Source organism: Microbacterium sp. 05T445, assembly GCF_056395865.1.
In genome coordinates, this window is record NZ_JBFTKJ010000002.1 from 200,861 (window position 1) to 223,690 (window position 22,830).

At 70.6% G+C, this 22,830-nt stretch carries 20 protein-coding genes; 10 read left to right on the forward strand and 10 right to left on the reverse strand.

Features of this window, described 5'->3' with window-relative positions; translation table 11 throughout:
- Positions 1-207 precede the first annotated feature (207 nt).
- The 5 genes from rplM (at position 208) to AC1DDU_RS10485 (ending at position 4,469) form a co-directional block, all read left to right on the forward strand.
- Positions 208-654 (forward strand): 50S ribosomal protein L13, encoded by a 447-nt coding sequence (rplM, locus tag AC1DDU_RS10465; RefSeq protein ID WP_045301568.1) that lies wholly within the window; start codon positions 208-210, stop codon positions 652-654.
- Between the two features lie 25 nt (positions 655-679).
- Positions 680-1,156 (forward strand): 30S ribosomal protein S9, encoded by a 477-nt coding sequence (gene rpsI / locus AC1DDU_RS10470; RefSeq protein ID WP_477433792.1) that lies wholly within the window; start codon positions 680-682, stop codon positions 1,154-1,156.
- A 16-nt stretch (positions 1,157-1,172) separates the two neighbouring features.
- Positions 1,173-2,531: a phosphoglucosamine mutase gene (glmM, locus tag AC1DDU_RS10475; RefSeq protein WP_477433794.1), complete on the forward strand. Its 1,359-nt coding sequence runs from the start codon at positions 1,173-1,175 to the stop codon at positions 2,529-2,531.
- A gap of 126 nt (positions 2,532-2,657) precedes the next feature.
- Positions 2,658-3,497: a universal stress protein gene (locus AC1DDU_RS10480; protein WP_477433796.1), complete on the forward strand. Its 840-nt coding sequence runs from the start codon at positions 2,658-2,660 to the stop codon at positions 3,495-3,497.
- 210 nt (positions 3,498-3,707) lie between these two features.
- Positions 3,708-4,469: a hypothetical protein gene (locus tag AC1DDU_RS10485; protein ID WP_477433798.1), complete on the forward strand. Its 762-nt coding sequence runs from the start codon at positions 3,708-3,710 to the stop codon at positions 4,467-4,469.
- A gap of 21 nt (positions 4,470-4,490) precedes the next feature.
- Here AC1DDU_RS10485 and AC1DDU_RS10490 read toward each other — a convergent pair whose 3' ends face one another.
- The 6 genes from AC1DDU_RS10490 to AC1DDU_RS10515 all read right to left on the reverse strand — a co-directional run bounded on the left by AC1DDU_RS10490 (position 4,491) and on the right by AC1DDU_RS10515 (position 12,637).
- Positions 4,491-5,435, reverse strand: coding sequence for a Ppx/GppA phosphatase family protein (locus AC1DDU_RS10490; protein WP_477433800.1), 945 nt, complete (start codon positions 5,433-5,435; stop codon positions 4,491-4,493).
- Positions 5,436-5,466: 31 nt separating this feature from the next.
- Complete coding sequence (locus tag AC1DDU_RS10495; RefSeq protein ID WP_477433802.1) at positions 5,467-6,225, reverse strand: SDR family NAD(P)-dependent oxidoreductase; 759 nt, start codon at positions 6,223-6,225, stop codon at positions 5,467-5,469.
- On the reverse strand, positions 6,215-7,360 hold the full coding sequence (locus AC1DDU_RS10500; protein WP_477433804.1) for an ATP-NAD kinase family protein: 1,146 nt from the start codon (positions 7,358-7,360) through the stop codon (positions 6,215-6,217). The genes AC1DDU_RS10495 and AC1DDU_RS10500 overlap by 11 nt, the downstream gene beginning before the upstream one ends.
- Before the next feature lie 6 nt (positions 7,361-7,366).
- Positions 7,367-8,941 (reverse strand): aminomethyl-transferring glycine dehydrogenase subunit GcvPB, encoded by a 1,575-nt coding sequence (gcvPB, locus tag AC1DDU_RS10505; protein WP_477433806.1) that lies wholly within the window; start codon positions 8,939-8,941, stop codon positions 7,367-7,369.
- Complete coding sequence (gene gcvPA / locus AC1DDU_RS10510) at positions 8,938-10,332, reverse strand: aminomethyl-transferring glycine dehydrogenase subunit GcvPA (RefSeq protein ID WP_477433808.1); 1,395 nt, start codon at positions 10,330-10,332, stop codon at positions 8,938-8,940. Before gcvPA ends, gcvPB begins: the two co-directional genes overlap by 4 nt.
- A 91-nt stretch (positions 10,333-10,423) precedes the next feature.
- Complete coding sequence (locus tag AC1DDU_RS10515) at positions 10,424-12,637, reverse strand: beta-galactosidase (protein ID WP_477433810.1); 2,214 nt, start codon at positions 12,635-12,637, stop codon at positions 10,424-10,426.
- A 180-nt stretch (positions 12,638-12,817) separates the two neighbouring features.
- Between AC1DDU_RS10515 and AC1DDU_RS10520 the strand changes: the two genes are divergently transcribed.
- From AC1DDU_RS10520 to AC1DDU_RS10535, 4 genes are all read left to right on the forward strand, one after another.
- Positions 12,818-13,474, forward strand: coding sequence for a GntR family transcriptional regulator (locus AC1DDU_RS10520; RefSeq protein WP_477433812.1), 657 nt, complete (start codon positions 12,818-12,820; stop codon positions 13,472-13,474).
- 121 nt (positions 13,475-13,595) lie between these two features.
- Complete coding sequence (locus AC1DDU_RS10525; RefSeq protein WP_477433814.1) at positions 13,596-14,909, forward strand: ABC transporter substrate-binding protein; 1,314 nt, start codon at positions 13,596-13,598, stop codon at positions 14,907-14,909.
- Between the two features lie 80 nt (positions 14,910-14,989).
- Positions 14,990-15,823: a carbohydrate ABC transporter permease gene (locus AC1DDU_RS10530; protein ID WP_477433816.1), complete on the forward strand. Its 834-nt coding sequence runs from the start codon at positions 14,990-14,992 to the stop codon at positions 15,821-15,823.
- Positions 15,820-16,728, forward strand: coding sequence for a carbohydrate ABC transporter permease (locus tag AC1DDU_RS10535; protein ID WP_477433818.1), 909 nt, complete (start codon positions 15,820-15,822; stop codon positions 16,726-16,728). Before AC1DDU_RS10530 ends, AC1DDU_RS10535 begins: the two co-directional genes overlap by 4 nt.
- A 59-nt stretch (positions 16,729-16,787) precedes the next feature.
- Here the strand turns inward: AC1DDU_RS10535 and AC1DDU_RS10540 are convergent, their stop codons facing one another.
- From AC1DDU_RS10540 to AC1DDU_RS10555, 4 genes are read right to left on the reverse strand one after another with little or no spacing between them, the layout of a single operon-like run.
- Positions 16,788-18,467: an amylo-alpha-1,6-glucosidase gene (locus AC1DDU_RS10540; protein WP_477433820.1), complete on the reverse strand. Its 1,680-nt coding sequence runs from the start codon at positions 18,465-18,467 to the stop codon at positions 16,788-16,790.
- Positions 18,467-19,411 carry a carbohydrate ABC transporter permease gene (locus AC1DDU_RS10545; RefSeq protein WP_477433822.1) on the reverse strand — a complete coding sequence of 315 codons (945 nt, stop codon included), beginning with the start codon at positions 19,409-19,411 and terminating at the stop codon, positions 18,467-18,469. Before AC1DDU_RS10545 ends, AC1DDU_RS10540 begins: the two co-directional genes overlap by 1 nt.
- The gene (locus tag AC1DDU_RS10550; RefSeq protein ID WP_477433824.1) at positions 19,408-20,367 is read right to left on the reverse strand and encodes a carbohydrate ABC transporter permease; all 960 of its coding nucleotides are present in this window, start codon (positions 20,365-20,367) and stop codon (positions 19,408-19,410) included. The genes AC1DDU_RS10545 and AC1DDU_RS10550 overlap by 4 nt, the downstream gene beginning before the upstream one ends.
- Positions 20,368-20,369: 2 nt before the next feature.
- Positions 20,370-21,671, reverse strand: a complete 1,302-nt coding sequence (locus tag AC1DDU_RS10555) for an ABC transporter substrate-binding protein (RefSeq protein WP_477433826.1) — start codon at positions 21,669-21,671, stop codon at positions 20,370-20,372.
- Positions 21,672-21,832: 161 nt separating this feature from the next.
- On the opposite strand from AC1DDU_RS10555, the gene coaA reads away from it, so the two are divergent.
- The gene (gene coaA, locus AC1DDU_RS10560) at positions 21,833-22,786 is read left to right on the forward strand and encodes a type I pantothenate kinase (protein WP_477433828.1); all 954 of its coding nucleotides are present in this window, start codon (positions 21,833-21,835) and stop codon (positions 22,784-22,786) included.
- The last annotated feature ends 44 nt before the right edge of the window (positions 22,787-22,830 follow it).

Genomic DNA, 22,830 nt, shown 5'->3' on the forward strand with positions numbered 1-22,830 from the left:
CGCGCTCGCGTCCACCGTAGCGAGGAACCCCGCATTTGGACGGGACCCTCGGATGCCGTAGACTCAACCTTTGGTGTTCGGCTCGGCTGACCCGGCACCACGAACGTGAGCCCTCCACTGGCGTGTTCAGCCTCTCATCGAGGGGCGGAACCACCCCGGAGTGGGATTCACGAACCTCTCCGTTCGATTCAAGAAAGCAGCACTACTGTGACGCGCACTTACACCCCCAAGGCTGGCGAAGCCCAGCGCGAGTGGCTGGTCATCGACGCGACTGACGTCGTCCTCGGCCGCCTCGCCTCGCACGCTGCCGCGCTCCTGCGTGGCAAGCACAAGGCGACCTTCGCCCCCCACGTCGACATGGGCGACTTCGTCATCATCATCAACGCCGAGAAGGTCGCCCTCACCGGCCAGAAGCTCGAGCAGAAGAAGGCCTACCGTCACTCGGGCTACCCGGGCGGCCTCAAGTCGGTCACCTACTCGGAGCTCCTCGAGAAGAACCCGGTCCGCGCCGTCGAGAAGGCCGTCCGCGGCATGCTCCCCAAGAACACCCTCGGCGCCAACCAGCTGTCGAAGCTCAAGGTGTACCGCGGTGCCGAGCACCCGCACGCCGCGCAGAAGCCCACCGCGTACGTTTTCGACCAGGTCGCCCAGTAAGCGCCGCACAGAACAGGACACACTGATGGCGAACATCGAAGAAACCCCCACGAGCTACTCCACCGAGACCGCGGTCGACGAGACCGTCGTCGAGGCCTCGCGCCCCGTCCTCTCCGTCTCGGGCGCCGCAGTCGGCCGCCGCAAGCAGGCCATCGCCCGCGTGCGCGTCATCCCCGGCTCGGGCACCATCACGGTCAACGGCCGTGCGTTCGAGGACTACTTCCCGAACAAGCTGCACCAGCAGCTCATCACCGACCCGTTCACGGTGCTCAACCTCACCGGTGCGTACGACGTCATCGTCCGCATCTCGGGCGGTGGCCCCTCGGGCCAGGCCGGTGCGCTCCGTCTCGGCATCGCCCGCGCGCTGAACGAGATCGACGTCGAGAACAACCGCCCGACCCTCAAGAAGGCCGGCTTCCTCTCGCGCGACGCCCGCGTCATCGAGCGCAAGAAGGCCGGTCTCAAGAAGGCCCGCAAGGCTCCGCAGTACTCGAAGCGCTGATCGGACTTCCCTCCGTATGCCGCTCTTTGGCACGGACGGGGTGAGGGGGCTGGCCAACGGCCCCCTCACCGCCGATCTCGCCCTGTCCCTGGCCCAGGCGACTGCCGTCGTCCTGGGCCAGGGCCGTTCTGCCGAGGCGCGCCGCGCCGCGGGCAAGCGGCTCACCGCCGTCGTCGCCCGCGATCCGCGCGTGTCCGGCGAGTTCCTCTCCGCCGCGGTCCAGGCAGGTCTGGCAGCATCGGGCGTCGACGTGTTCGATGCCGGCGTGCTCCCCACCCCCGCGACGGCGTTCCTCATCGCCGACATCGACGCCGACTTCGGCGTCATGGTGTCGGCATCCCACAATCCGGCGCCCGACAACGGCATCAAGATCTTCGCCCGCGGCGGAGTGAAGCTGCCCGACGTCGTCGAGGCGCGCATCGAGGCCGCGATGACCGGCCCCAAGCTGCTGCCCACCGGCGCCGCCGTGGGGCGCATCCGCCGGTTCGCCGACGCCGAGGACCGGTACGTCGTGCATCTGCTCGGCTCGCTGCCCCATCGCCTGGACGGCCTGCACGTGGTGCTCGACTGCGCGCACGGCGCGGCATCCGGAGTCTCTCCCGAGACGTTCCGGGACGCCGGCGCGCGGGTGACCGTCATCGGCGCCGATCCGGACGGCCTCAACATCAACGACGGCGTCGGCTCGACGCACCTCGACGTGCTGGCGAAGGCCGTGATCGAGAACGGTGCCGACGTGGGCATCGCTCACGACGGCGACGCCGACCGGTGCCTCGCGGTCGACGCCACCGGCAAGGTCGTCGACGGCGACCAGATCATGGCGATCCTCGCGGTTGCGATGAAGAACCGCGGACACCTGAAGGACGACACCCTCGTCGCGACCGTGATGAGCAACCTCGGCCTGCACCGCGCGATGTCGGCGCACGGCATCCACGTCGAGACGACCGCGGTCGGCGACAGGTACGTGCTCGAGCGCATGAACGAGCACGGCTTCTCGCTGGGCGGCGAGCAGTCCGGCCACGTCATCATGAGCGAGTACGCGACCACCGGTGACGGCCTGCTCACCGGCCTCCACCTGGTCGCCGAGATGGCGCACAGCGGAAAGTCACTGGCGGAGCTCGCCGGGATCATGACCGTGTTTCCGCAGGTGCTGCTGAACGTGAAGGACGTGGACCGCTCGCGGGCCGCGACCGACGAGGGCGTGCAGGATGCCGTGGCCCGCGCCAGCGCCGAGCTCGGCCTGTCGGGCCGCGTGCTGCTGCGCCCGTCGGGCACCGAGCAGCTGGTGCGCGTGATGGTCGAGGCGGCCACCGAGGACGAGGCCCGCCGTCACGCCGACGCACTCGCCGGCGTCGTGCGGGACCGTCTCGCGCTGTAGCCCTCCGCCGATCACCGCGGCCCGCTCCCGTCTTGCACGGGAGCGGGCCGCGGTGTTTGTCACGGCGCCCGCCCCGGTGCGCCGGAGCGTGCCGGGCTAGCCTGGAGGCATCCGAGAGGAGTCATCGTGGGTGAAGCGATCGTCGTCGGAATCACGGATGCGCCGGTCTCGCGCCGGGCCCTTGACTGGGCCGCGCGGCGGGCGGTCGAGCGCCGACAGCCGCTGGAGCTGCTCACCGTCGTCGGCGGGGCGGTCGGCGCGGTGGGGGAGGATGCCGTCCTCGACGCCGCCCTCGACGCGGCGCGCGAACTCGTCGAGGGGGCCGCATCTCGTGCCGGCGCGCTCGGAGTCGACGTCCGCGCCCGGGTGGAGCGCGGCAACCCGGTGGCCGAGCTGCTGGAGGCGTCGGGCGACGCGGCGCTGCTGGTGATCGGAAGCGACTTCCAGGGACCGGGCTCCCGCTCCGCGCGCGGAGCGCACGGCCTCCGGGTCGCGGCCGGGGCCCACTGCCCGGTCGTCGTCGTCCCCGACTTCGACGTCGACGGGCGTTCCGGCGTGGTCGTCGGCATCGACGGCTCGGCGGTGTCGGAGAAGGCGGTCGCCTTCGCGGCCGCGGAAGCGGATCGGCTGGGCGAGCCGCTGATCGCGGTGTCGGTGTGGACGCCGCTCGAGGTGCCGCGCAACATGGGCGCCTACCCGGTGGAGTACCTGGAGAACATGGAGAAGCTCACCGCGGAGGCGCAGGGGCTCGCCCTCGCCGGGCTGCGGACGCAGTACCCCGACCTCGTGATCGATCGGCGCGTCGAGCGCGGGTATCCGTCGCAGATCATCAACGAGCTGGCCGCTACCGCACGCCTGAGCGTGGTCGGGTCCCACGGCAGGGGCGCCCTCGCGCGGTTCCTGCTGGGCTCGATCAGCCAGGAGGTGCTGGCCCGGCTCGCGACCGCGACCGCCGTGGTGCGCTGACGTTCCTCAGCTGGTTTGAGATATGAGACTTCAAGTCTTTAGGCTGGAAGCGTGCACGAGTCGGGGGGCTCGCGCACGCGATCCTCACGACGGCCCCATGCCGGCGTGCGTGGTCTGGTCGGTGCCGGGTTCTGGGGACCCGGCACCGCGACTTTCTGCGGGAGCGACGACGCTCACCGGACAGCACCGGGCGAGGGCGATAATCGAGTGGTGCAGCAATCCGCCTCACGATCGCGACGGCCGGCGGGCCAGACCCGTGCGCTGCTGCTCGCCGTCGCCGTCGAGCGCGTCAAGACGGAGGGGCTGCTCCTCGATTACGCGAACATCGAGCTCGAAGATCTGATCCGCACCGCCGGCGTGCCGCGCTCGACCGTCTTCCGGATCTGGCCGGATCGCGTCGCCTTCGTCGCCGACCTCGTCCGGGCCCTGTTCGAGGCGGATCCCGGCTTCGATACCGGGTTCGACGACGAGACGCTCCGTCGTCTCGAGGAGGCGGTCGCCGCGGACCCCGATGCCCTCAGCACCCGGGAAGGTCGGCAGGGCGCCCTCCGCGAGGCGATCCGCGTCACCGTCACCCACAACATGGCCGCCGTCGAGGGCACCGTCGCCTGGCGCGCGTACCGGACGATGTCGGCCGCGCTCTCCAGCGGCGACGCGGTCCCCGGCGGCGAGGAGATCCGCGCGCTGCTGTCGGAGATCGAGGACCGGTACCTGACCCGGATGGCTGAGATCTACCAGGGGCTCAACGCCGCGTTCGGGCTGCGGATGCGCGAAGGCGTGACCGAACGCGACCTCGCGGTGGCCGTCGTGGCGATGATCGAAGGCATGAGCGACCACCGCCGCATCGACCCTGCGCTCGTCGATGCGCCCCGCATCATCGCGCTGGGACCGGAGGGCCCGCGCGACTGGCATCTCGCGGGTCTCGCGGTGTACGGGATCTACACGGCGTACACCGAGGCGCTCGACGCGTAGCGTGCGCGCCGTCGCCTCGCGTCAGGCGTCGGGCGCGCTCCAGCTGAGCGCTTCGATGTAGCGCAGCAGCACGCCCTCGCGCAGGGCCCACGGCGACACCTCGAGCTCGTCGACGTCGAGCGCGCGCATCGCCTCGTGCAGGACGACGGCGCCCGCGACGATCTGGAACGTGCGGTCGGGGGTGATGCCCGGCAGTTCCTGGCGGGCCGAGGCCGGGATGCGCGCGAGGCGCGGGATCCACGAGCCGAGGGAGGCGCGGGGCAGCAGCATCCGCTCGATCCCCGACCAGCCGGGTACCGGGTAGCCCACGAGCTTGGCGAGCGAGCGGATCGCCTTGGACGAGCCGACGACGTGGTCGGGACGCGCGAATGTGCGGAACGATTCGGCGACAGGGGCCAGCGTGGCGCGCGCGTGCGCCCGCAGCTGTTCGACGGCGGCCTCGCCCGGCGGGTCGTCGGGAAGGAACTGCACGGTCATGCGTCCGGCGCCGAGCGGGACGGATGCCGCCGCGTCAGGCAGCTCGTCTGCTCCGGCCGCGAGCTCGAGCGAGCCGCCGCCGATGTCGAAGAGCAGGATCTGCCCGGCGGCCCACCCGAACCAGCGGCGCACCGCGAGGAACGTGTACCGTGCCTCGGTCTCGCCGCCGAGCACCTGCAGCGGTTGGCCGAGGGCCTCCTCGATGAGCGCGATCACCTCGGGTCCGTTGGCCGCCTCCCGCACCGCGGAGGTCGCGGTCGCCAGGAGCTCGTCGACCCGTTCGGCCGCCGCGATCTTGCGGGCCTCGGTGACCGCACCGACCAGCGCGGTGACGCCCTCCTCGGTGATCGAGCCGTCGGGCGCGAGGTAGCGCATGAGACGCAGCACCGTGCGCTGGCTCGTGGTCGCCAGCGGGCGTCCGCCGGGGCGGACGTCGGCGACCAGCAGGTGGACGGTGTTCGAACCGATGTCGAGGACTCCGAGGCGCACGGGAAAAGAGTATCGGTGCGCGCCCCGGACGTTACGCGATGCCGCCGCCGTCGACCACGAGCGCCGACCCGGTGACGTACGACGACTCGTCGCTCGCGAGCCACACCACGGCCGCGGCGATCTCGTGCGGCTGGCCCATGCGCTGCAGCGGCCGGTCGGCGGCCTCGGCGAGGAACGAGCCGGTGTCCTGCGCGAGCTGGCGCGCCTCCTCGCGGAGCATGCCGGTGTCGACGTCGCCCGGGTTGACGGAGTTGACGCGGATGCCCTGCGGGCCGTGGTCGATCGCGAGCGCGCGCGTCATGTTGACCACGGCGCCCTTGGACGCGCAGTACGAGATCGCCCGTCCGCCGCCCTTGAGGCCCCACCCGGAGCCGGTGTTGACGATGGAGCCGCCGCCGGCGGCCGCCATGATCGGCACGACGTGCTTGCACATGAGGAAGATCGCGCGCACGTTCACGCCGAAGACGCGGTCCCATTCCTCGACGCTGGTCTCGACGGCGGTGGTGCGCCGGATGATGCCGGCGTTGTTGAACACGACGTCCACGGTGCCGAACGCGTCGACTGCTGCTGCGACGACCCGCTCGATGTCGGGTTCGCTGGAGACGTCGGCCGCCAGCGCCATCGCGGTGCCGCCGGCATCCCGGATCTCCTGCGCGACGGCCTCGGCGGCGTCGGCGTCGAGATCGACGACGGCGACCGCCGCACCCTCGGCGGCGAGGGCGAGGGACGTGGCGCGGCCGATGCCGCCTGCTCCGCCGGTGACGATGGCCTTCTTGCCGTCAAGACGCATGGGATTCCTCCGTGAGTTCGGGTGCGTGGACAGGATAGAGACTGGATGCCGCGTGCCCCGTGATCACGCGGACGAACCCGGCCAGGGCGGCATCCGTCGCCGGATCGCCGGTGTCGACCAGCAGGGGCCGGCCCTGCAGCTCGATGAGCTTGGATTCGGGGGCGACGACCACGAGCGGGTCGTCGCCGAGGGCGCGCACGACCCGCGCCGAGAGCTGCTGGTTGCCGCGGCCGAGGAGGAACCCCTGACCGCCGATCACCGAGACGACCGCCTGCGACGGGCCATGGGCGATCTCGTCGAGCAGCTCCGTCTCGCTCGCCCCGCGGCGCACGATGCGGCCGTCGAGGACGACGTCGACGCCGAGCGGCGTCTTCTCGACGCCCAGCGCCCGCGCGAGCTCGGCCATCGTGCCGCCGGGACCGAGGAGGTACCGCACGCCGGGGCGGAGAGCGGATGCCGCCCCTCGCGCCGCCGCGACGATCGCGGCGTGCTCCGAGGCCGGGGTGGCGGCCTTGCGCGCCTGCGTGCGGCCGGCGCGGTACGGGACGCGGAGCTCCCCGAACAGCCGGGGCTCGACGCGGGCGCGCCGGAGCGCGGCCTCGTCGACGTCGAGCACCTCGCGGGGCTGCACCGGCAGCGCGCCGTCGAGCCACGCGGCGGCCAGGCCTCCGGCGGCACGCGGGCTCACCGCGAACACGGGGGAGTACATCTTCACTCCCGCGGGGATACCCAGCGCGGCGACCTCCGCGACGTCGCCGAGCGCGGCCGCGACGTCGCGGGCCGTCCCGTCGCCGCCCGCGAACAGCACCAGCGTCGCTCCGGCGGCGACGAGGGCGCGCACGGCCGCCGTCGTGTCGGCGGGACTGGTGGGCGAGTCGACCCGGGTCCGCTCCGGGGTGTAGACGATCCGGGGGGTGAGGCCGGCGGCGAGGACGGCATCCGCTCCCATCGCTCCGGAGGCTGTCCGCACCGTCGTCCCCGCCGGCAGCGCCGACAGCGCGATCGCGGCGCGCTCGCCGGAGTGCGGCGCCGCGCCGCGCGCGGTCGCGAGCGACTGCACGTCGGCGCCGTCGGAACCGGCGAGCCCTGCGGGCCCGCCGATTCCGGCGACGGGGTTGACGACGAGACCGATCACGACGGGCTACGCGGCGGCTTCGCCGAAGTACTTCCGGCGGTACGCGCGCCAGGTGATCGCCCAGCGCTCGGGGTCGTCGAGGTCGTCGTGGTGGGTGTGGTGCACGGTCTGGTTGTGCGGCGCGGTGCGGACGACCTCGGGCCGTTCGCGGGCCTCCCGTGCGACCTCCGCCAGCGCCGCGACGTACTCGTCGATCTCGGCCTTCGAGTAGCACTCGGTCGGCTCGAGCGTGAACGGCTGGGGCACGACGTACGGGTGGTGGCTGGTCCAGTAGTGGAAGCCGAAATCGGCCATGCGGATGCCGATCTCCTCGCTGGAGACACCGGTCTCCTCGAAGAGCTCCTGCCACGAGTACCGCACCTGCTCGATGCGGCGCCGGCCCGTCGCGTACGGCGCCGAGGCGCCGGGGATGCGCGTGACATGGTGCATCAGGTAGTTGTTGTTGAGCACGGCGATCTCGGACGCGGTGCGGATGCCCTCGGCCCCGAGCGCCATGATCCAGGCGTACGCGCGCACCACGTGCAGCACGACGCCGAAGCCCGGCGCGACGTGGCCGATCGACAGCGGCCCCGGCTCGTTCACGACGAACGCGTCGCCGTCGCGCTCGATGCGCGGCCCGGGCAGGAACGGCGCCAGTGCGGCGCTGACCGCGTTGGCCGCCGCACCCGGCCCGCCGCAGCCGTGCGGCGCGGAGAACGTCTTGTGCAGGTTGAACTGGCACACGTCGAAGCCGGCGTCGCGCGCCCGCGTGATGCCCAGGATGCCGCTCGCGTTGGCCTGGTCGTACGAGGCCAGCGCGCCCACGGAATGCGCGGCATCCACCCACTCCTTGATGGCGGGGTTGTAGATGCCGGTGTCCTCGGGATTGGTCACCATGATCGCCGCGGTGCGCTCCGACAGCGCCGCCTTCAGTGCGGCGAGGTCGGGGTAGCCGTCGGCGTCGGGGTAGATCGTGATGACCTTGTAGCCCGCGACCTTCGCCGCCGCGGCGTTGGACGGGTGGCTGAAGATCGTCGTGATGACCTCGTCGCGCTGCGCGGCCTCGCCGCGCGAGGCGTGGTAGGCGCGGATCATCGCGATGTTCGTCCAGATGCCCGCGGAGCCTCCCGGCGACTGCAGGGAGACGGCATCCATCCCCGACAGCTCGGCGATGAGGTTCTCCAGGCGCCACGTGATCTCCAGCGCGCCCTGCACGTCGGCCGGGTTCTGCGCCGGGTGCAGATCGCGCAGCTCGGGCACCTCGATGAGCTGGTCGTTGATCTTGGGCGAGTACTTGATGGTGCAGGTGCCCTGGCCGATGTCGACGTTGAGATCGGAGCCGAGGGTCTCCTGCGAGAGACGCAGGTAGTGCTTGAGCACGCGCATCTGGCCGATCTCGGGGAGGGCGGGCGGCGTCTGCCGGCGAAGTCCCTCGGGCAGGTCGGCGACGACGTCGCCGACGGCGGCGCGGACGGCGGGCTCCACCGGCGAGACGACGACGCCGCGCTCGCCGGGGCTCGTGAGCTCGAAGACGATCGGCTCGTCCCACCGGGCCTGGTGGAAGCGCCGCGGGCTCGGCTTGGGGGCGACGGGAAGGCTCATGCGTTCTGCTCCTCGAAGACGGCGGTGGATGCCTCGACGCCCAGTCGCGCGATCGCGCCGGCGAGACGGTCGATGTCGGCCTGGGTGGTGACGTCGGTCACGCACACCAGCAGGGTGTCGTCGGCGAGCGGGATGCCGGGCTCGATGCCGTCGCGGCGGAGCGCGTCGACGACGTCGGCGGCCGTGCGACCGGCGAAGGCCACGGTGAACTCGCGCAGGTGCACGGCGGTGTCGCCGAGCGAGACACCCGGGATGGCGGCCAGCGCCTGCTGCGCGTACCGGGTGCGGGCCAGCAGCAGCTCGCCGAGCTCGGCCATGCCCTGCGGGCCCATCAGTGCGAGGTAGACGCCGGCGGCGATGCCCCACAGCGCGGCGGCCGTGCCGACCCACTCCTTCCCCTCTTCGCGGTGCGCGAACGACGTTCGGTCGTAGGCGACGTCGCCGAACCCGTACTCGCCGGGGACGTCCGTCGTCGCCAGGCCGAACAGGCGGGAGGGCATCTCCATCACGAATCGCGGGTCGTCGTGCACCGCGATGAAGCCGGCGTGCGCGCCGCCGAACCACTGGTGCAGGCCGAGGGACTGGATGTCGCCCGTGACGATGTCGGCGCCCTGCAGCGCCGGGGGCGTGAGCACGCCGTAGCCCACCGGGTCGGTGCCGACCACGAGCACGGCGCCCGCGTCGTGCGCGGCGTCCGCGATCCGCCGCATCGCGGTCTCGAGGGCGCCGGTCGCGCTCGGGGTCTCGATCCACACCGCGGCGACGTCGTCGCCGAGCCGGGAGACGACCTCGGTCGCGTCGGCGACCCCGTCGACGGTGGCGACGTGCTCCAGGGCGAGGTGGGCACGCACGTAGTCGGCGACCTTCGACAGCTTCTCGGGGAGCACGTCGCTGGCCACGAGCACGCGCGAGCGGCCCGTCAGGCGACCGGCCATGGCGAGGCCCGTGGCCGTGGCCTGGAAGCCGTCGTAGGTCGGCACGTTCACGACGTCCATCGCGAGCAGCTCGGCCATCAGCGACTGGTACTCGAACAGCGCGTGGAACCGGCCGTGGTCCTCGTAGGGCTCGCCCGCGTAGGCGGTGAGGAACTCGCTGCGACGGATGATCTCGTCGACCACCGCGGGCACGTAGTGCTGGTAGGTGCCGCCGCCGAGGAAGCTCAGCACGGGACCGGTGGGGCGGTTGCGCCCCAGGATGCCGCGGACGTGACGCGCGAGGTCCTGCTCGGCCGGCAGCGGCTCGGGCAGGTCGAGCGCGTGGCGCACGCGCAGGCTCTCGGGCACGTCGGCGTAGAACTCGTCGACGGATGCCGCGCCCACCGTGGCGAGCATCTCGGCCTTGGTGTCGGGCGCGGTGTTGGGGATGTAGGGATGCACGAACGGCTGGGTCACGTCATCCTGCTTTCTGGTTCGGGCGGTCACGGGGGTCAGGGGTGTCTCGGGAGTCCGGGGCGTTTCGTCTCGGTCGCTGGCGCTCCCTCGCTCAACGACCGGTGGAACCGGTCGTTGAGCGAACGGGGGCTCCGGTCGCCGAGCGAACGGGGGCTCCGGTCGTTGAGCGCACGGGGGCTCCGGTCGTTGAGCGAGCTGGGGCTCCGGTCGTTGAGCGAGCGGAGCGAGACGAAACGGCGTCGGCGTCGGCGTCGGCGGCGAGGGTGAGGAACGGCGGACGGTCGGCGCGCGGCGTCGCGAGCACCGCGACGCCGTAGCGGTCGAGGGTCAGGGTCTTGCCCGTCCGCTCGCCGGTCACGAGGTCGAGCGCGCCGTCGGGCACGCGGATCGACAGCGGCGTGCGGCCGTGATTGAGCGCGAACGTGTAGTCGGTGTCGTCGCTCGAGCGGGTCACCGCCTCGAAGTCGACGTCGCGCTCCCGACGGGCAGGAAGGCCGGCGCCACCGAGGACCTCGGTGAAGACGGCGACCAGGCCCTCGTCCTCGAGCATCGCGCTGACGTACCAGGCCGAGCCCGTGCCGGCGGTGCGGCGGGTCACCGCAGGCCGTCCGTCGAGCTCGCCGGACGCGTAGACGCCGCGCACCTCGGTGGCGGCATCCGGTTCGATCCATTCCGCCCACGCCGGGTTGTCGTAGGTCGACCCGGAGATCGCCACGCGTTCGGCGGCGCCGTCGGCGTGCGGCCACTGCTCGTCGACCTCGATGCCGAGAAGATTCCGCAGCGGGCCGGGCGCGCCGCCGTCGTGCACCTTCTCGGTCTCGTCGACGACGCCCGAGAACGGGCCGACGACGACATGCCCGCCCGCCTCGGCGAACGCGGTCAAGGCCGCCGCCTGCGCGGCATCGGCGATGTAGAGGTTGGGCACCAGCACGACGTCGTAGCCGTCGAACGGACCCGCGGCCCGGACGGCATCCACCGGCTGCCCGAGCAGGTGCATCGCACGGTGCCATGCGCGCGCCTGCCGCGCCCAGTTCAGGCGCTGGGAGGGCAGCGATTCGACGGCGCTGGAGCCCCACCACGAATCCCAGTCGACGACGAGCGCGACGCGCGAGCGGACGCGCGTGCCGCGCACGGGCTCGAGCCGCTTCAGCTCGAGGCCGAGGGCCTTGGTCTCCTGGTAGGTGCGCGACGCCTCGCCGCGGTGGCCGAGCATCGAGGAGTGGAACTTCTCCTGGCCGTACTTGGCCTGGCGCCACTGGAAGAACATCACGGCGTCCGAGCCGTGGGCGACCGCCTGCAGGCTGTCGACGCGCATCCTGCCGGGGGCCTTGGGCACGTTGACGTCGCGCCAGCTGGTGCCGCTGGCCGACGACTCGAGGAGCAGCCACGGCTGGCCGCCCTTGAGCGAGCGCATCAGGCCGTAGTTGAGGGCGGCGCCGGCGTGGGCGATCGGATCGGCGGGGTCGGGGTAGGCGTCGTCGGTGACGATGTCCTCGGCTGCTGCGAAGTCCCAGTAGTCCAGATCCCGGAACATGCTCATGAAGTTCGTGGTGACGGGGAGGTCGGGGGTGACCTCGCGCAGCACGTCGACCTCGAGCTGGAAGAGCTCCAGGAGCGCGTCGGACGAGAAGCGCTCGAAGTCCAGCAACTGGGTCGGGTTCACCGGCCCCGGCGCCTTCCGCGGCGTCTCGACGTGGTCCCACGACGTGTAACGCTGGCCCCACACGTTGACTCCCCACGCCTCGTTGAGCCCGTCCAGGCTGCCGTAGCGGTCCTGCAGCCAGCGGCGGAAGTGCCGGGTCGATTCGGGGCACCAGCAGCGCGACGTGTGGTCGCCGTACTCGTTCGAGACGTGCCACAGCACGATGCCGGGATGCCGGCCGTAGCGTTCGGCCATCGCCCGTGCCATGCGCGCCACGTTCTCGCGCCACACCGGCGAGCTCGGGCAGTACGCCTGCCGTGAGCCGAACTCGAGGCGGTGGCCCTCGGCATCCATCGGCAGCATCTCGGGGTGCGCGCGCAGCAGCCACGACGGCGGCGTCGCGGTGGCGGTCGCCAGATCGATGCGGATGCCGGCTGCCCACAGCTTGTCGAGGATCCGGTCCAGCCAGCCCCAGTCATAGACGCCGGGCTCGGGCTCCAGCTGCGGCCAGCTGAAGATCGGCAGGCTGACGATGTTGACGCCCGCCTCGAGCATCAGGCGGATGTCCTCGTCCCATACGTCCTCGGACCACTGGTCGGGGTTGTAGTCGCCGCCGTAGGCGAGCGCGTCCAGCCGCAGCGGGCGGGGCGTGGGGTCGGCCATCGGGTTCCTCTCTGAACGGAGCCTGCGCAGGGGCGCGGATCGTGCGCCGGGATGCCGGGGGAGTCCGTTTCGGGGCTAGCCGTCGGCGATTGCGCACTGTATTCTGTATACACGAGGGTAAGGCGAATCAAATCCTCGGTCAAGCCCTAGGCTGACTGCGAGCTCCTGAAGGACGAGAAGATGGCGATCGAACGGAAGAACCTGCGGTCGCAGGTACGCGACGAACTCCTCGCGCGGATGCGGGCGGGCGACGTGGCCCCCGGCGAAGGCATCAACGAGGTGCAGCTGGCCGCCGAGCTCGGCGTCAGCCGAACGCCGCTGCGCGAAGCGCTCATCGCCCTCGAGAGCGAAGGCCAGATCGAGAGCCAGAACGGCAAGGGCTTCCGGTTCGTGCCGCTGAGCGCGAGCGAGTTCGAGGAGCTCGCGCCGATCATGGCGTCGCTGGAGGGGCTCGCGCTCGAGCTCAGTCCCGTCGACGAGCTGCGCACCCTCGGCGATCGACTGGGCGCGCTCGCCGCGGAGTTCGACCAGGAGGTGGTCGAGCACTCCCTGGTCATCTCCAAGGACGACGAGTGGCATGCCGTGATGCTGTCGGCCTGCCGCAACGAACGGCTGCTCGCGCTCATCGAGAGCGTGCGCGGAGCCTTCCACCGCTACGAGTCGCTCCTCGTGCCCGATGACGTCATGGTCGAGCGCGTCGCCGCCGAGCACGCGGCGATCGCGCGGCACCTGTCGGAGGGCGATGTGCCGGGCGCGATCGCCGCGCTCCGCGACAACTGGATCCACGGCATGCGCCGCATCCTCGACAACGCGTCGAGCAGCTACTTCGTCGCTTGACCCCCGCCTGACCGCGAGAGAGCGGATGCCGCGTGCCGCGGCATCCGCTCTTCTCTTTCGCGCGTTGCGTGTGACGTTATGTGTACTGTATACAGAATTCAGTACTGACGAGGAGGTCATGATGAAGCGACGCTTCGCCTTTGCCGGAACCACCGCGGCCCTTGCCGCGGTCGCGCTCACCGGCTGCGCTTTCGGAGGCGGCGCCGGTGCCGCGGCTCCGACGCTGGATCCGGACGCCGAGCTGAAGGGCGAGATCACCGTGTGGTCGTGGGACGTCGGCGCCACCGCGCTGGAACGGCTCGCCGGCGAGTTCGAGAAGCAGCACGACGGCACCACCGTGAATGTCGTCGACGTCGGCTACGACAATGCGTACGACAAGATCTCGGTCGGCCTCCAGGCCGGCAGCGGCCTGCCCGACGTCGTCACGATCGAGACCGACCGGGCGCCCGGGTACATCAACGAGTTCCCGAAGGGCTTCACCGACCTGACCCCGGTCATCGGCGACGACGAGGCCGACTTCGACCCGTTCAAGTGGAGCGCGCAGTCCGACGCGGAGGGCCGCATCATGATGGCGCCGTGGGACTCCGGCACGGTCGGGCTGTACTACCGCACCGACATCCTCGACGAGGCCGGTGTCGACCCCGACCAGGCGCAGACCTGGGACGAGCTGATCGCGGCGGGCGAGCAGATCAAGGCCACGACCGGGCACACGCTGCTGTCGACCGACGTGTCGACAGGCGGTCTCTTCCAGATGCTCCTCCAGCAGCAGGGAGAAGGGCTGTTCGACGACGCCGGCGACATCACGGTGAACTCGCCAGAGGCGGTCGAGGCGCTGACCTTCCTGCAGACCCTGAACGAGAAGGGGCTGCTCAAGAACGTCGACGGCTGGGACGGCCGCGTGAGTTCCGCCAAGGACGGCGACTCGGCCTTCACCGTCGAAGCGGTGTGGTGGATCGGCACCCTCACCGGCGAGATCCCGGAGCTGTCGGGCTCGTACGGCGTCCGCGAGCTCCCCGGCTTCACCGCCGACGGCGCCCGCACCACCAACAGCGGCGGCTCGGCGCTCGCGGTGCCGGCCCAGTCGAAGAACCCGGCGCTCGCGGCCGCATTCGTCGACTTCGCGCTCGCCGACGCCGGCAGCCAGCTGTCGATGATGAAGAGCGAAGGCCTGTTCCCGGCGTACCTGCCGGCGCTGGAGGATCCCTTCTTCGCCGAGCCGAGCGACTACTTCGGCGGGCAGCAGGTGTACCAGCTGTTCGCGGAGCAGACCGCGCAGATCCCCGCGATCACGTTCACGACCGACAACGCGAAGGCGAGCGACATCGTCGCCAACGCCGTCGTCGCCTCGGTGCTCAACGGCGCCGCCCCGCAGGCGGCGCTGGACGACGCCGCGCAGCAGATCGCCACCGCCACCGGCCGCGAGATCGCGGGCTGATGGCCACGGCATCCGTTCCGGCCGGCGGCGGGTGCCGTCGGCCGGGGCGGGCCCTCGGCGCCCGCCTCCAGCGCCCCGGGATGTGGTTCGTCCTGCCCGCGGCCGTGCTGCTCCTCGTCTTCTTCGGCTATCCGCTGGGCACCTCGCTGCTGCAGAGCCTCACGAGCACGTCGGGCGGCGTCACGACGTTCGTCGGCCTCGAGCAGTACGCCCGGCTGTTCGCCGACCCGCTCGTGGCCAAGAGCCTCGGCAACGCGCTGCTGATCCTGGCGATCCAGGTGCCGCTCATGATCGCGCTCGCGCTGGGGCTCGCCTACCTCCTCAACCAGACCTGGCTGCGGTTCCGCTCGGGATTCCGCCTGATGACCTTCCTCCCCGCCGTGACGACGCTCGTCGCCTACGCCGTGGTGTTCCGGGTCATGCTCGCCACCGACGGGGGAGCGGTCAACCAGTTGCTCGGACTGGTCGGCGTCGCCCCGATCGACTGGCTCAACAACGAGTGGTGGGCACGCGTGGCGCTCATCGCCGCGGTGACCTGGCGATGGACCGGCTACAACATGGTCATCATCCTCGCCGGGCTCCAGTCGATCCCCGCCGAGCTGCACGAGGCCGCGCGCATCGACGGTGCCGGCCGCTGGCAGATCTTCACGCGCATCGTCATCCCGCAGCTGCGGCCGGCGCTCATCTTCACCATCGTCACCTCGACGATCGGCGCCCTGCAGCTGTTCGACGAGAACTACATCCTCACCGAGGGCGGCCCCAACGACGCCACCCTCACCCCCGTCCTCTACCTGTACAAGGTGGGATTCCGCCAGTTCGACTTCGGCTACGCGTCCGCCATCGCGTGGATGCTCGTCGCCCTCACCGCGATCATCGCCGTCGTCCAGTTCCGCGTGCTCCGGGAGAAGCCATGACCACCGCCACCGCGACCACGCAGACGCTGACCACCGGCCGCGCGCCGAGGGACGGCATCCCTCGCGAGACGCACCTGGCGGGCCGGCGGAGGTTCCTGCTGCGCGCGCCCGTGTATGCGGTGCTCGTGGTGGCGAGCGTGCTGGCGATCGTGCCGTTCCTGTGGATGGTCATCGCGTCGACGCACGAGACGAAGGACCTGTTCGGCACACCGCTGCCGATCCTGCCGGGCGGGCAGCTGTGGGAGAACCTCGCGCGCCTCCAGGAGGAGGTGAACTTCGGCCAGGTGATGCTGAACAGCCTGGGCGTCGCGATCGTCTACACGGTCTTCAGCGCCGCGGTGAGCGTGATGTGCGGCTACGGCCTGGCCACCTACCGGTTCCGCGGGCGAGGGATTCTGCTGGGCGTCGTCCTGGTGACCATGATGATCCCGATGCAAGTGCTGCTCGTGCCGCTGTTCCAGATGATGGCGAACGTCGGCTGGATCGACAGCTATCAGGCGGTGATCCTGCCGTTCCTCGCGAACGCGTTCGGCATCTTCCTCATGCGGCAGGCGTTCCTCGACTTCCCGCACACGCTCATCGAGGCGGCCCGCATCGACGGCGCGAACGAGTTCCGCACCTTCTACGGCATCGTCCTGCCGGTGGCGCGCCCGCAGCTGGCGGCACTGGTCATCTACACCTTCATCAGCCAGTGGAACGCCTTCATCTGGCCGCTGCTCATGCTCAACACCGAGGACAGGTACACGATCCCGGTGGCGCTGAACACGATGATCGGCATGACCCGCATCGACTACTCCGGCCTCATGCTGGGGTCGCTGCTGGCGACCCTCCCGCTCATGCTGCTGTTCCTGGTCTTCCAGCGGCAGTTCGTCGCGGGGCTCATGGGCGGCGCGGTCAAGGGCTGAGACCGCAACGAGAAGGGGGACGGATGCCGGCGGCATCCGTCCCCCTTCTCGTGGTGCCGTCAGGCCGACAGCCGCACCGCCAGGTCGACGAACAGCGCCGCCGACCAGCCGAACGCGGTCGTCGCCGTGCCCGCCTTCTGCCCGGTGAACGGGTTGAAGTACTCGTGCGGGCCGCCGCCGTGGATCACCAGCGCCACGGTGCGCTCCTCGAGGGCGCGTGCACGCTCGGGGAGGCCGGATGCCGCCAGCCCCGCCGCGACGAGGGTGTTGGTGTTGACCCACACCGGGCCGCGCCACATGCGCTCCGGAGAGAAGTCCGGGTCGCCGGCGGCGACGGTGGGCAGCCCCCACGGGGTGCCGTAGCGGGCGGGATCGTCCAGGGCCGCGACGAGCACGTCGCGCACCTCGGCGGGCAGGCGCCCCGTGAGCAGCGGCATCAGCCCGACGATCGCATCCGAGGTCACGGGCTCGCCGGCCGCGCGAGCGCGGAAGACGCCGCTGCCGGCATCCCACATGTCCATCAGCTTCGCCAGCGTGCGCTCGGCACGCGCGCGGTGCGCAGCCGCGTCGGCGTCGCCGAACTCGTCGGCGAACCGGGCCAGCTCCAGGTCCTGCAGCACGAGGTAGGCGCCGAGGTCGGGCGCGGTCGTGGGCAGCGGGCCGTCGAAGATGGGGCTGTCGTCCAGGCCGGAGGAGTATGGGTGCCCGTACTCGGGCATGCCGTCGCCGTCGAGGTCGGACCCGGCGAACCACCAGTCCTGCGAACGCCGGATCGTCTGCAGATGCCGGCGGGCCCACTCCTCGGTCTCGGGCGTGCGGGGGAGTACCTCGAGGACTTTGCGCAGCGCCCACGCCGCGAGCGGCGGCTTGGTCAGCGGCACCGGCGCATGCGGATCGGCGATCTGCGAGCCCGCGCGGCGCAGCCGGTCGCGGTCGGCCTGCGGCAGGTCGTCGCTGGTGGCCAGCACCCCCTCCTCGTGCACGACGTCGGGCAGCTGCCCGTTCGCGGACGGGAAGCCGAAGGCGAGATCGAGCTGCTCGCGGGCCAGATCGGGGGCGCCGTGACGCAGTCCCGCCGCGATGAAGTAGGCGTCCCACTGCCACAGCCCGACGTAGCCGATCTTCGACGGCACCACCGCGCGCACCTCGCCGAGCTGTTCGCGCAGCCGGGGGAGCGAGACGACGTTCGCCCCCAGCACCCACCAGCAGAACGCGGTCATCTCCTGCAGGTCCTCGCGCACCGCCGGGCAGCGCGCGAACCAGTCGTGCCAGACCTCCCGGCTCGCCGCGGCATCGGCCTCGTGCGCGGTGGATGCCTCCACCCGCACGCCGCGGCCGGCGGCGACGTCGATGCGCACCGCGGGGGCGAGCGGGGTCAGCCGCGTGCTCCCGTCGGGCGTCGTCCACTCCACGGAGAACCCGGGCGCCGAGGCGCCCAGCGAGAGGGCCCCGGTGTCGGCGAAGACGAGGGTCGCCGCGCCGTCGCCGAACACGATGCGGTCGGGGAGGACCTCGGTGATCGGGACCGGGCGGGACGCGGCATCCGTCACCGTCAGCGCGTCCAGCACCCGGCACTCGTCGAGCCACCGCTCGTACTCCGACGTGTGCACGCGCACGCCGTCGCCCTCGCGGAACACGATGATCCGCGACGACGGGAGAGTGAAGGGCGCGCGGACGAGGTCGAGGTGACGCCCCGCGAGCGCGGCGAGCGTCGCGGCGTCGGTCGTCGCGTTCGTCATCAGCGCCCTCCGAGGCCCGATGCGGCCATGCTGTTGAGGATGCGGCGCTGGCCGATCACGAACACGATGAGCATCGGGATCGTCGAGATCGCCGATGCCGCCATGACCAGGCCGTAGTTGACCGAGCCGAACTGGCCCTGGAACGCCGACAGCAGCAGCGGCACCGTGAACAGGTCGGGCGTGTTCAGGAGCACGAGCGGGAACAGGAACGCGTTCCACACGCCGAGGGACACGATGATGCTGAGCGCGGCGAGTCCCGGCTTTAGGTTCGGGAGGATGACGCTCCAGAATATGCGCCAGCGCCCCGCGCCGTCGACGATCGCGGCCTCCTCGAGCTCCTTCGGCAGCGACAGCACGAACTGGCGCATCAGGAACACGGCGAACGGGTTCGCGAGCATGCCCGGCACGATGAGCGCGAGGTGGGAGTCGACCCACCCCAGCTGCGACATCAGCAGGTAGAACGGGATCAGCGTCACCTGCGCGGGGATCATCTGCGTCGCGAGGAACACGATGAACAGCACGCGGCTGCCGCGGAACGGGATGCGTGCGAAGGCGTACCCGGCCATCGACGCCGTGATGAGCGTGCCGATCACCACGAGCACGGCGATGTAGATGCTGTTGAGGTACGCCTGGCCGAACGGCACGGCGTTCCACGCCTCGACGTAGTTGTCGAAGGTCCACGGGTCGGGCAGGAACGCCAGCGGGTCCTGCAGCAGCTGCGGCAGCGACTTGAACGAGGTCAGCAGCATCCACAGGAACGGGAAGACCATCGCGATGCCCGCGACGATCAGCACGACGTGCAGGATCGTCGCGTTCACGCGCCGGGCGGCGCGGTCGCGCACCGGTGCGGTGCGCGGACGACGGCCGGGAGCGGCGAACGCGATCGTCGAGTCGGTGACCGGCTCTCTCGTGCCGTCGCTGAGACGGGCGGTTGCCTGGCTCATGCCGCGTCCTCCTCGTAGTGGACGAACTTCTTCTGCGCGCCGAACTGGATCGCCGTGATGATCAGCGTCAGGACGAGCAGGATGACGGATGCCGCACTGGACGGGCCGAACTCGAACCGCCCGAAGCCGAGATCGTAGATGTGGTAGACGATCGTGCGCGTGGCGTTGTCGGGTCCGGCGTTGGAGACCAGCACGTAGACGGTGTCGAAGGTCTGCAGCGACGAGATGAACGCGACGACCGACGAGAAGAAGACGATGGGCGACAGCAGCGGGAGGCGGATGCTCCAGAAGATGCGCCATGCTCCCGCGCCGTCGATGCGGGCGGCCTCGATGACCGCGGGCGAGATGTTCTGCAGGCCCGCGAGGAAGATGACGACGTTGAGGCCCAGCGACGACCAGATCGTCACGATGCACACCGCCAGCAGCGCGAGCTTCGGGTCGCCCAGCCAGTCCGGGGGAGCGATGCCGAAGATCTTCGAGATCGTCGTGGACAGCACGCCGTCGGCGCGGAACATCTGCTGCCAGATCATGGCGACCGCCACCGTCGACGTCACGACGGGGGCGAAGAAGAGCACGAGGTAGAGCGTGCGGGTCTTGAGCTTCTCGAGAGCGACGGCGATGACGACCGCGAGCCCGAGACCGATCGGGACGGTGACGACGGCGATGATCAGGGTGTTGAGGATCGAGCGCCACAGCAGGTCGTCCTGGAACTGCGCCGTGAAGTTCTCGAAGCCGACCCACTCGAGGTCGGACAGGCCGTCCCAGCGGGCGAAGGCCAGGACCATGCTCGCCGCGAACGGCAGCACGACGAACAGCGCCATGCCGATGAGCTGGGGACCGATGAACAGGTAGCCCCAGCGCCGGTCGCGCCGGCGCCAGGTGGATTCTCGGCGGGCCGGAGCGGGCGCTGCAGGAAGCTCCTGCAGCGCCCGCTCACCCGCGGCGATGCCGCTCACGCTTACTGCCCCGACTTCTCCGCGACGAGGTCGGCGATCTCGTCGAGGGTGGTCTGCGCGTCCTGCTTGCCCTCGTAGAGCTTCAGGAAGATGTCGCTGATGTCCGTCGACATGCTCGGGACGTTCGCCTCGGCCGGGTAGTCCTCGAAGCCGATGTCGCGCATGTCGAGCATCGTCTGCGCGTGGGCCGGGTAGTCGCCCTCGAGCACGACCTCGTCGGCGCCCTTGATCGACGGGACGGCGTTGCCGCCGCCCTGCAGGCGGAAGGTCTGGCCTTCGGCGCTGAGGAACTCGGTCCAGAACGTGAACGCGGCATCCTTCGACTTGGTCGCCTTGTTCATCGCGAGGAAGCTCGTCGCGACCCCGGTCGGTGCCGGCTGGCCGTCGGGGGTGGGCCAGCGGACGATGTCGACCTGGTCCTGCGTGCCGGCCGCCTCGACGGTGCCGATCGTGTAGCGACCCTGTACGAAGAAGCCCGCCTTGCCGGTGACGAACATGCTGTCGGCGCCTGCTCCGTCGGGGAGCGTGTCGGCGACGACGAACTTGCCGTCCTGGAAGTACTTGCCGAGCGTCTCCACGTCGGCGACCGTCTGCGCGTCCTCGTTCGCGACGAACGCGCCCGACTCGTCGTACGGGGCCGGGTCGCCCTGCGACGACAGCCAGCTCCAGTGGGTGGCCCAGTAGTTCCAGAAGAGGGTGCCGGAGATGCCGGCATCCTTCAGCTTGTCGTTCATCTCGAGGAACTTCGCCGTGGTCCACTCGCCGTTCTCGGCGAGCGTCGCGGGGTCCTCGGTGATGCCGGCGGCCTCGAGCGTCTTCTTGTCGTACCAGAGCACGTCCGGGTTGGAGTCGTTCGGGGCGGCGTAGTACTCGCCGTCCTTCTGCGCGGCGCCGAACAGGCCCGGATAGAAGTCGTCGGGCTTGGTCTGGCTGTCCTTGGACTCCATGAGGTCGGTCATGTCCATGAGCCGGCCGGAGTCGACGAACTGGCCGATCTTGTCGTCGCCGACGTAGAACACGTCGGGGGCGGTGTTGCTCGCCAGCTGCGCGAGCAGCTTCGAGTGGTAGTCGCCGTAGCCGGCGACGGGCTGGAACTTGACGGTGATGTCGGGGTGGCGCTTCATGAAGTCCTCGTTGAACTCCTTGTAGCGCGTCAGCTCGTCGGCTGAGCCCCACGTCGACCACACCACGGTGTTCTCGTCGTGGGCGGATGCTCCGCCGCTGCAGGCGCCGAGCGACACCGTGAGAGCGGCGACGGCTCCGGTGACGACGACGAACTTCGTGACTGACTTCGGGCGCGGCATCGGGCTACCTCTTTCGTTGCGGGAACGACTCTGTCCGTCAGTATTTTGTATACAGAACACAGCGGATGTCAATCACTCGTGATGAATCCGTGATCAGAAAACCGTGGCGGCCTGCTGTCCGCGGCGGCATCGCGCCCGCGCGCACGGTTACGATGGGCGCGATGTCCGGCGATGAAGCGACCACGGTCACCCCCGCCCTCTCGCTGTACCGCGAGATCGACCGCGCAGACTGGGCGCGCTTGGCGGCGGGCAGGACCCAGCCCCTCAGCGAGACCGAGATCGTCCAGATCCGCGGCCTCGGCGACCGGCTCGACATGGCCGAGGTGGCGCAGGTGTACCTGCCGCTTTCGCGGCTGCTGTCGCTGTACGCGGAGTCGACCAAGCGCCTCGGCGCCGAGGAGTCCGCCTTCCTCGGCGAGGCCGACTCGACGACGCCGTTCATCGTCGGCGTCGCGGGCTCGGTGGCCGTCGGCAAGTCGACGATCGCGCGTCTGCTCCGGGAGCTCACCAGCCGCTGGCCAGGCACGCCGCGCGTCGAGCTCATCACGACCGACGGCTTCCTCTACCCCAATGCCGAGCTCGAGCGGCGCGGTCTCATGGAGCGCAAGGGCTTTCCCGAGTCCTACGACCGCCGCTCCCTGGTGTCGTTCCTCACCGAGGTCAAGAGCGGGGCGCCGGAGGTGCGGGCGCCGTTCTACTCCCACATGCGCTACGACATCGTGCCCGATGCGGTCATCACGGTGCGCCGCCCCGACATCGTCATCGTCGAGGGGCTGAACGTGCTGCAGCCCCCGCCCTCACCGAACGAGGTCGCGGTCAGCGACCTGTTCGACTTCTCGATCTACGTGGACGCGGATGCCGCCAACATCGCGCAGTGGTACGTCGACCGCTTCCTCGCCCTCCGCCGGGCGGCGTTCAGCAACCCGAGCTCCTTCTTCAACGTCTTCGCGCAGCTCTCCGACGAAGAGGCGGTGCAGCGCGCCCTCGGATTCTGGAACACGATCAACCTGCCCAATCTCGAGGAGAACGTGCTGCCCACCCGTCATCGGGCGAACCTCGTGCTGCAGAAGGCGGCCGACCACACCGTCGAGACGGTCCTGCTGCGCAAGCTCTGACGCCGCTGCGACGGGATTCGTAAGGATGCCTTGCGAAACCGTCG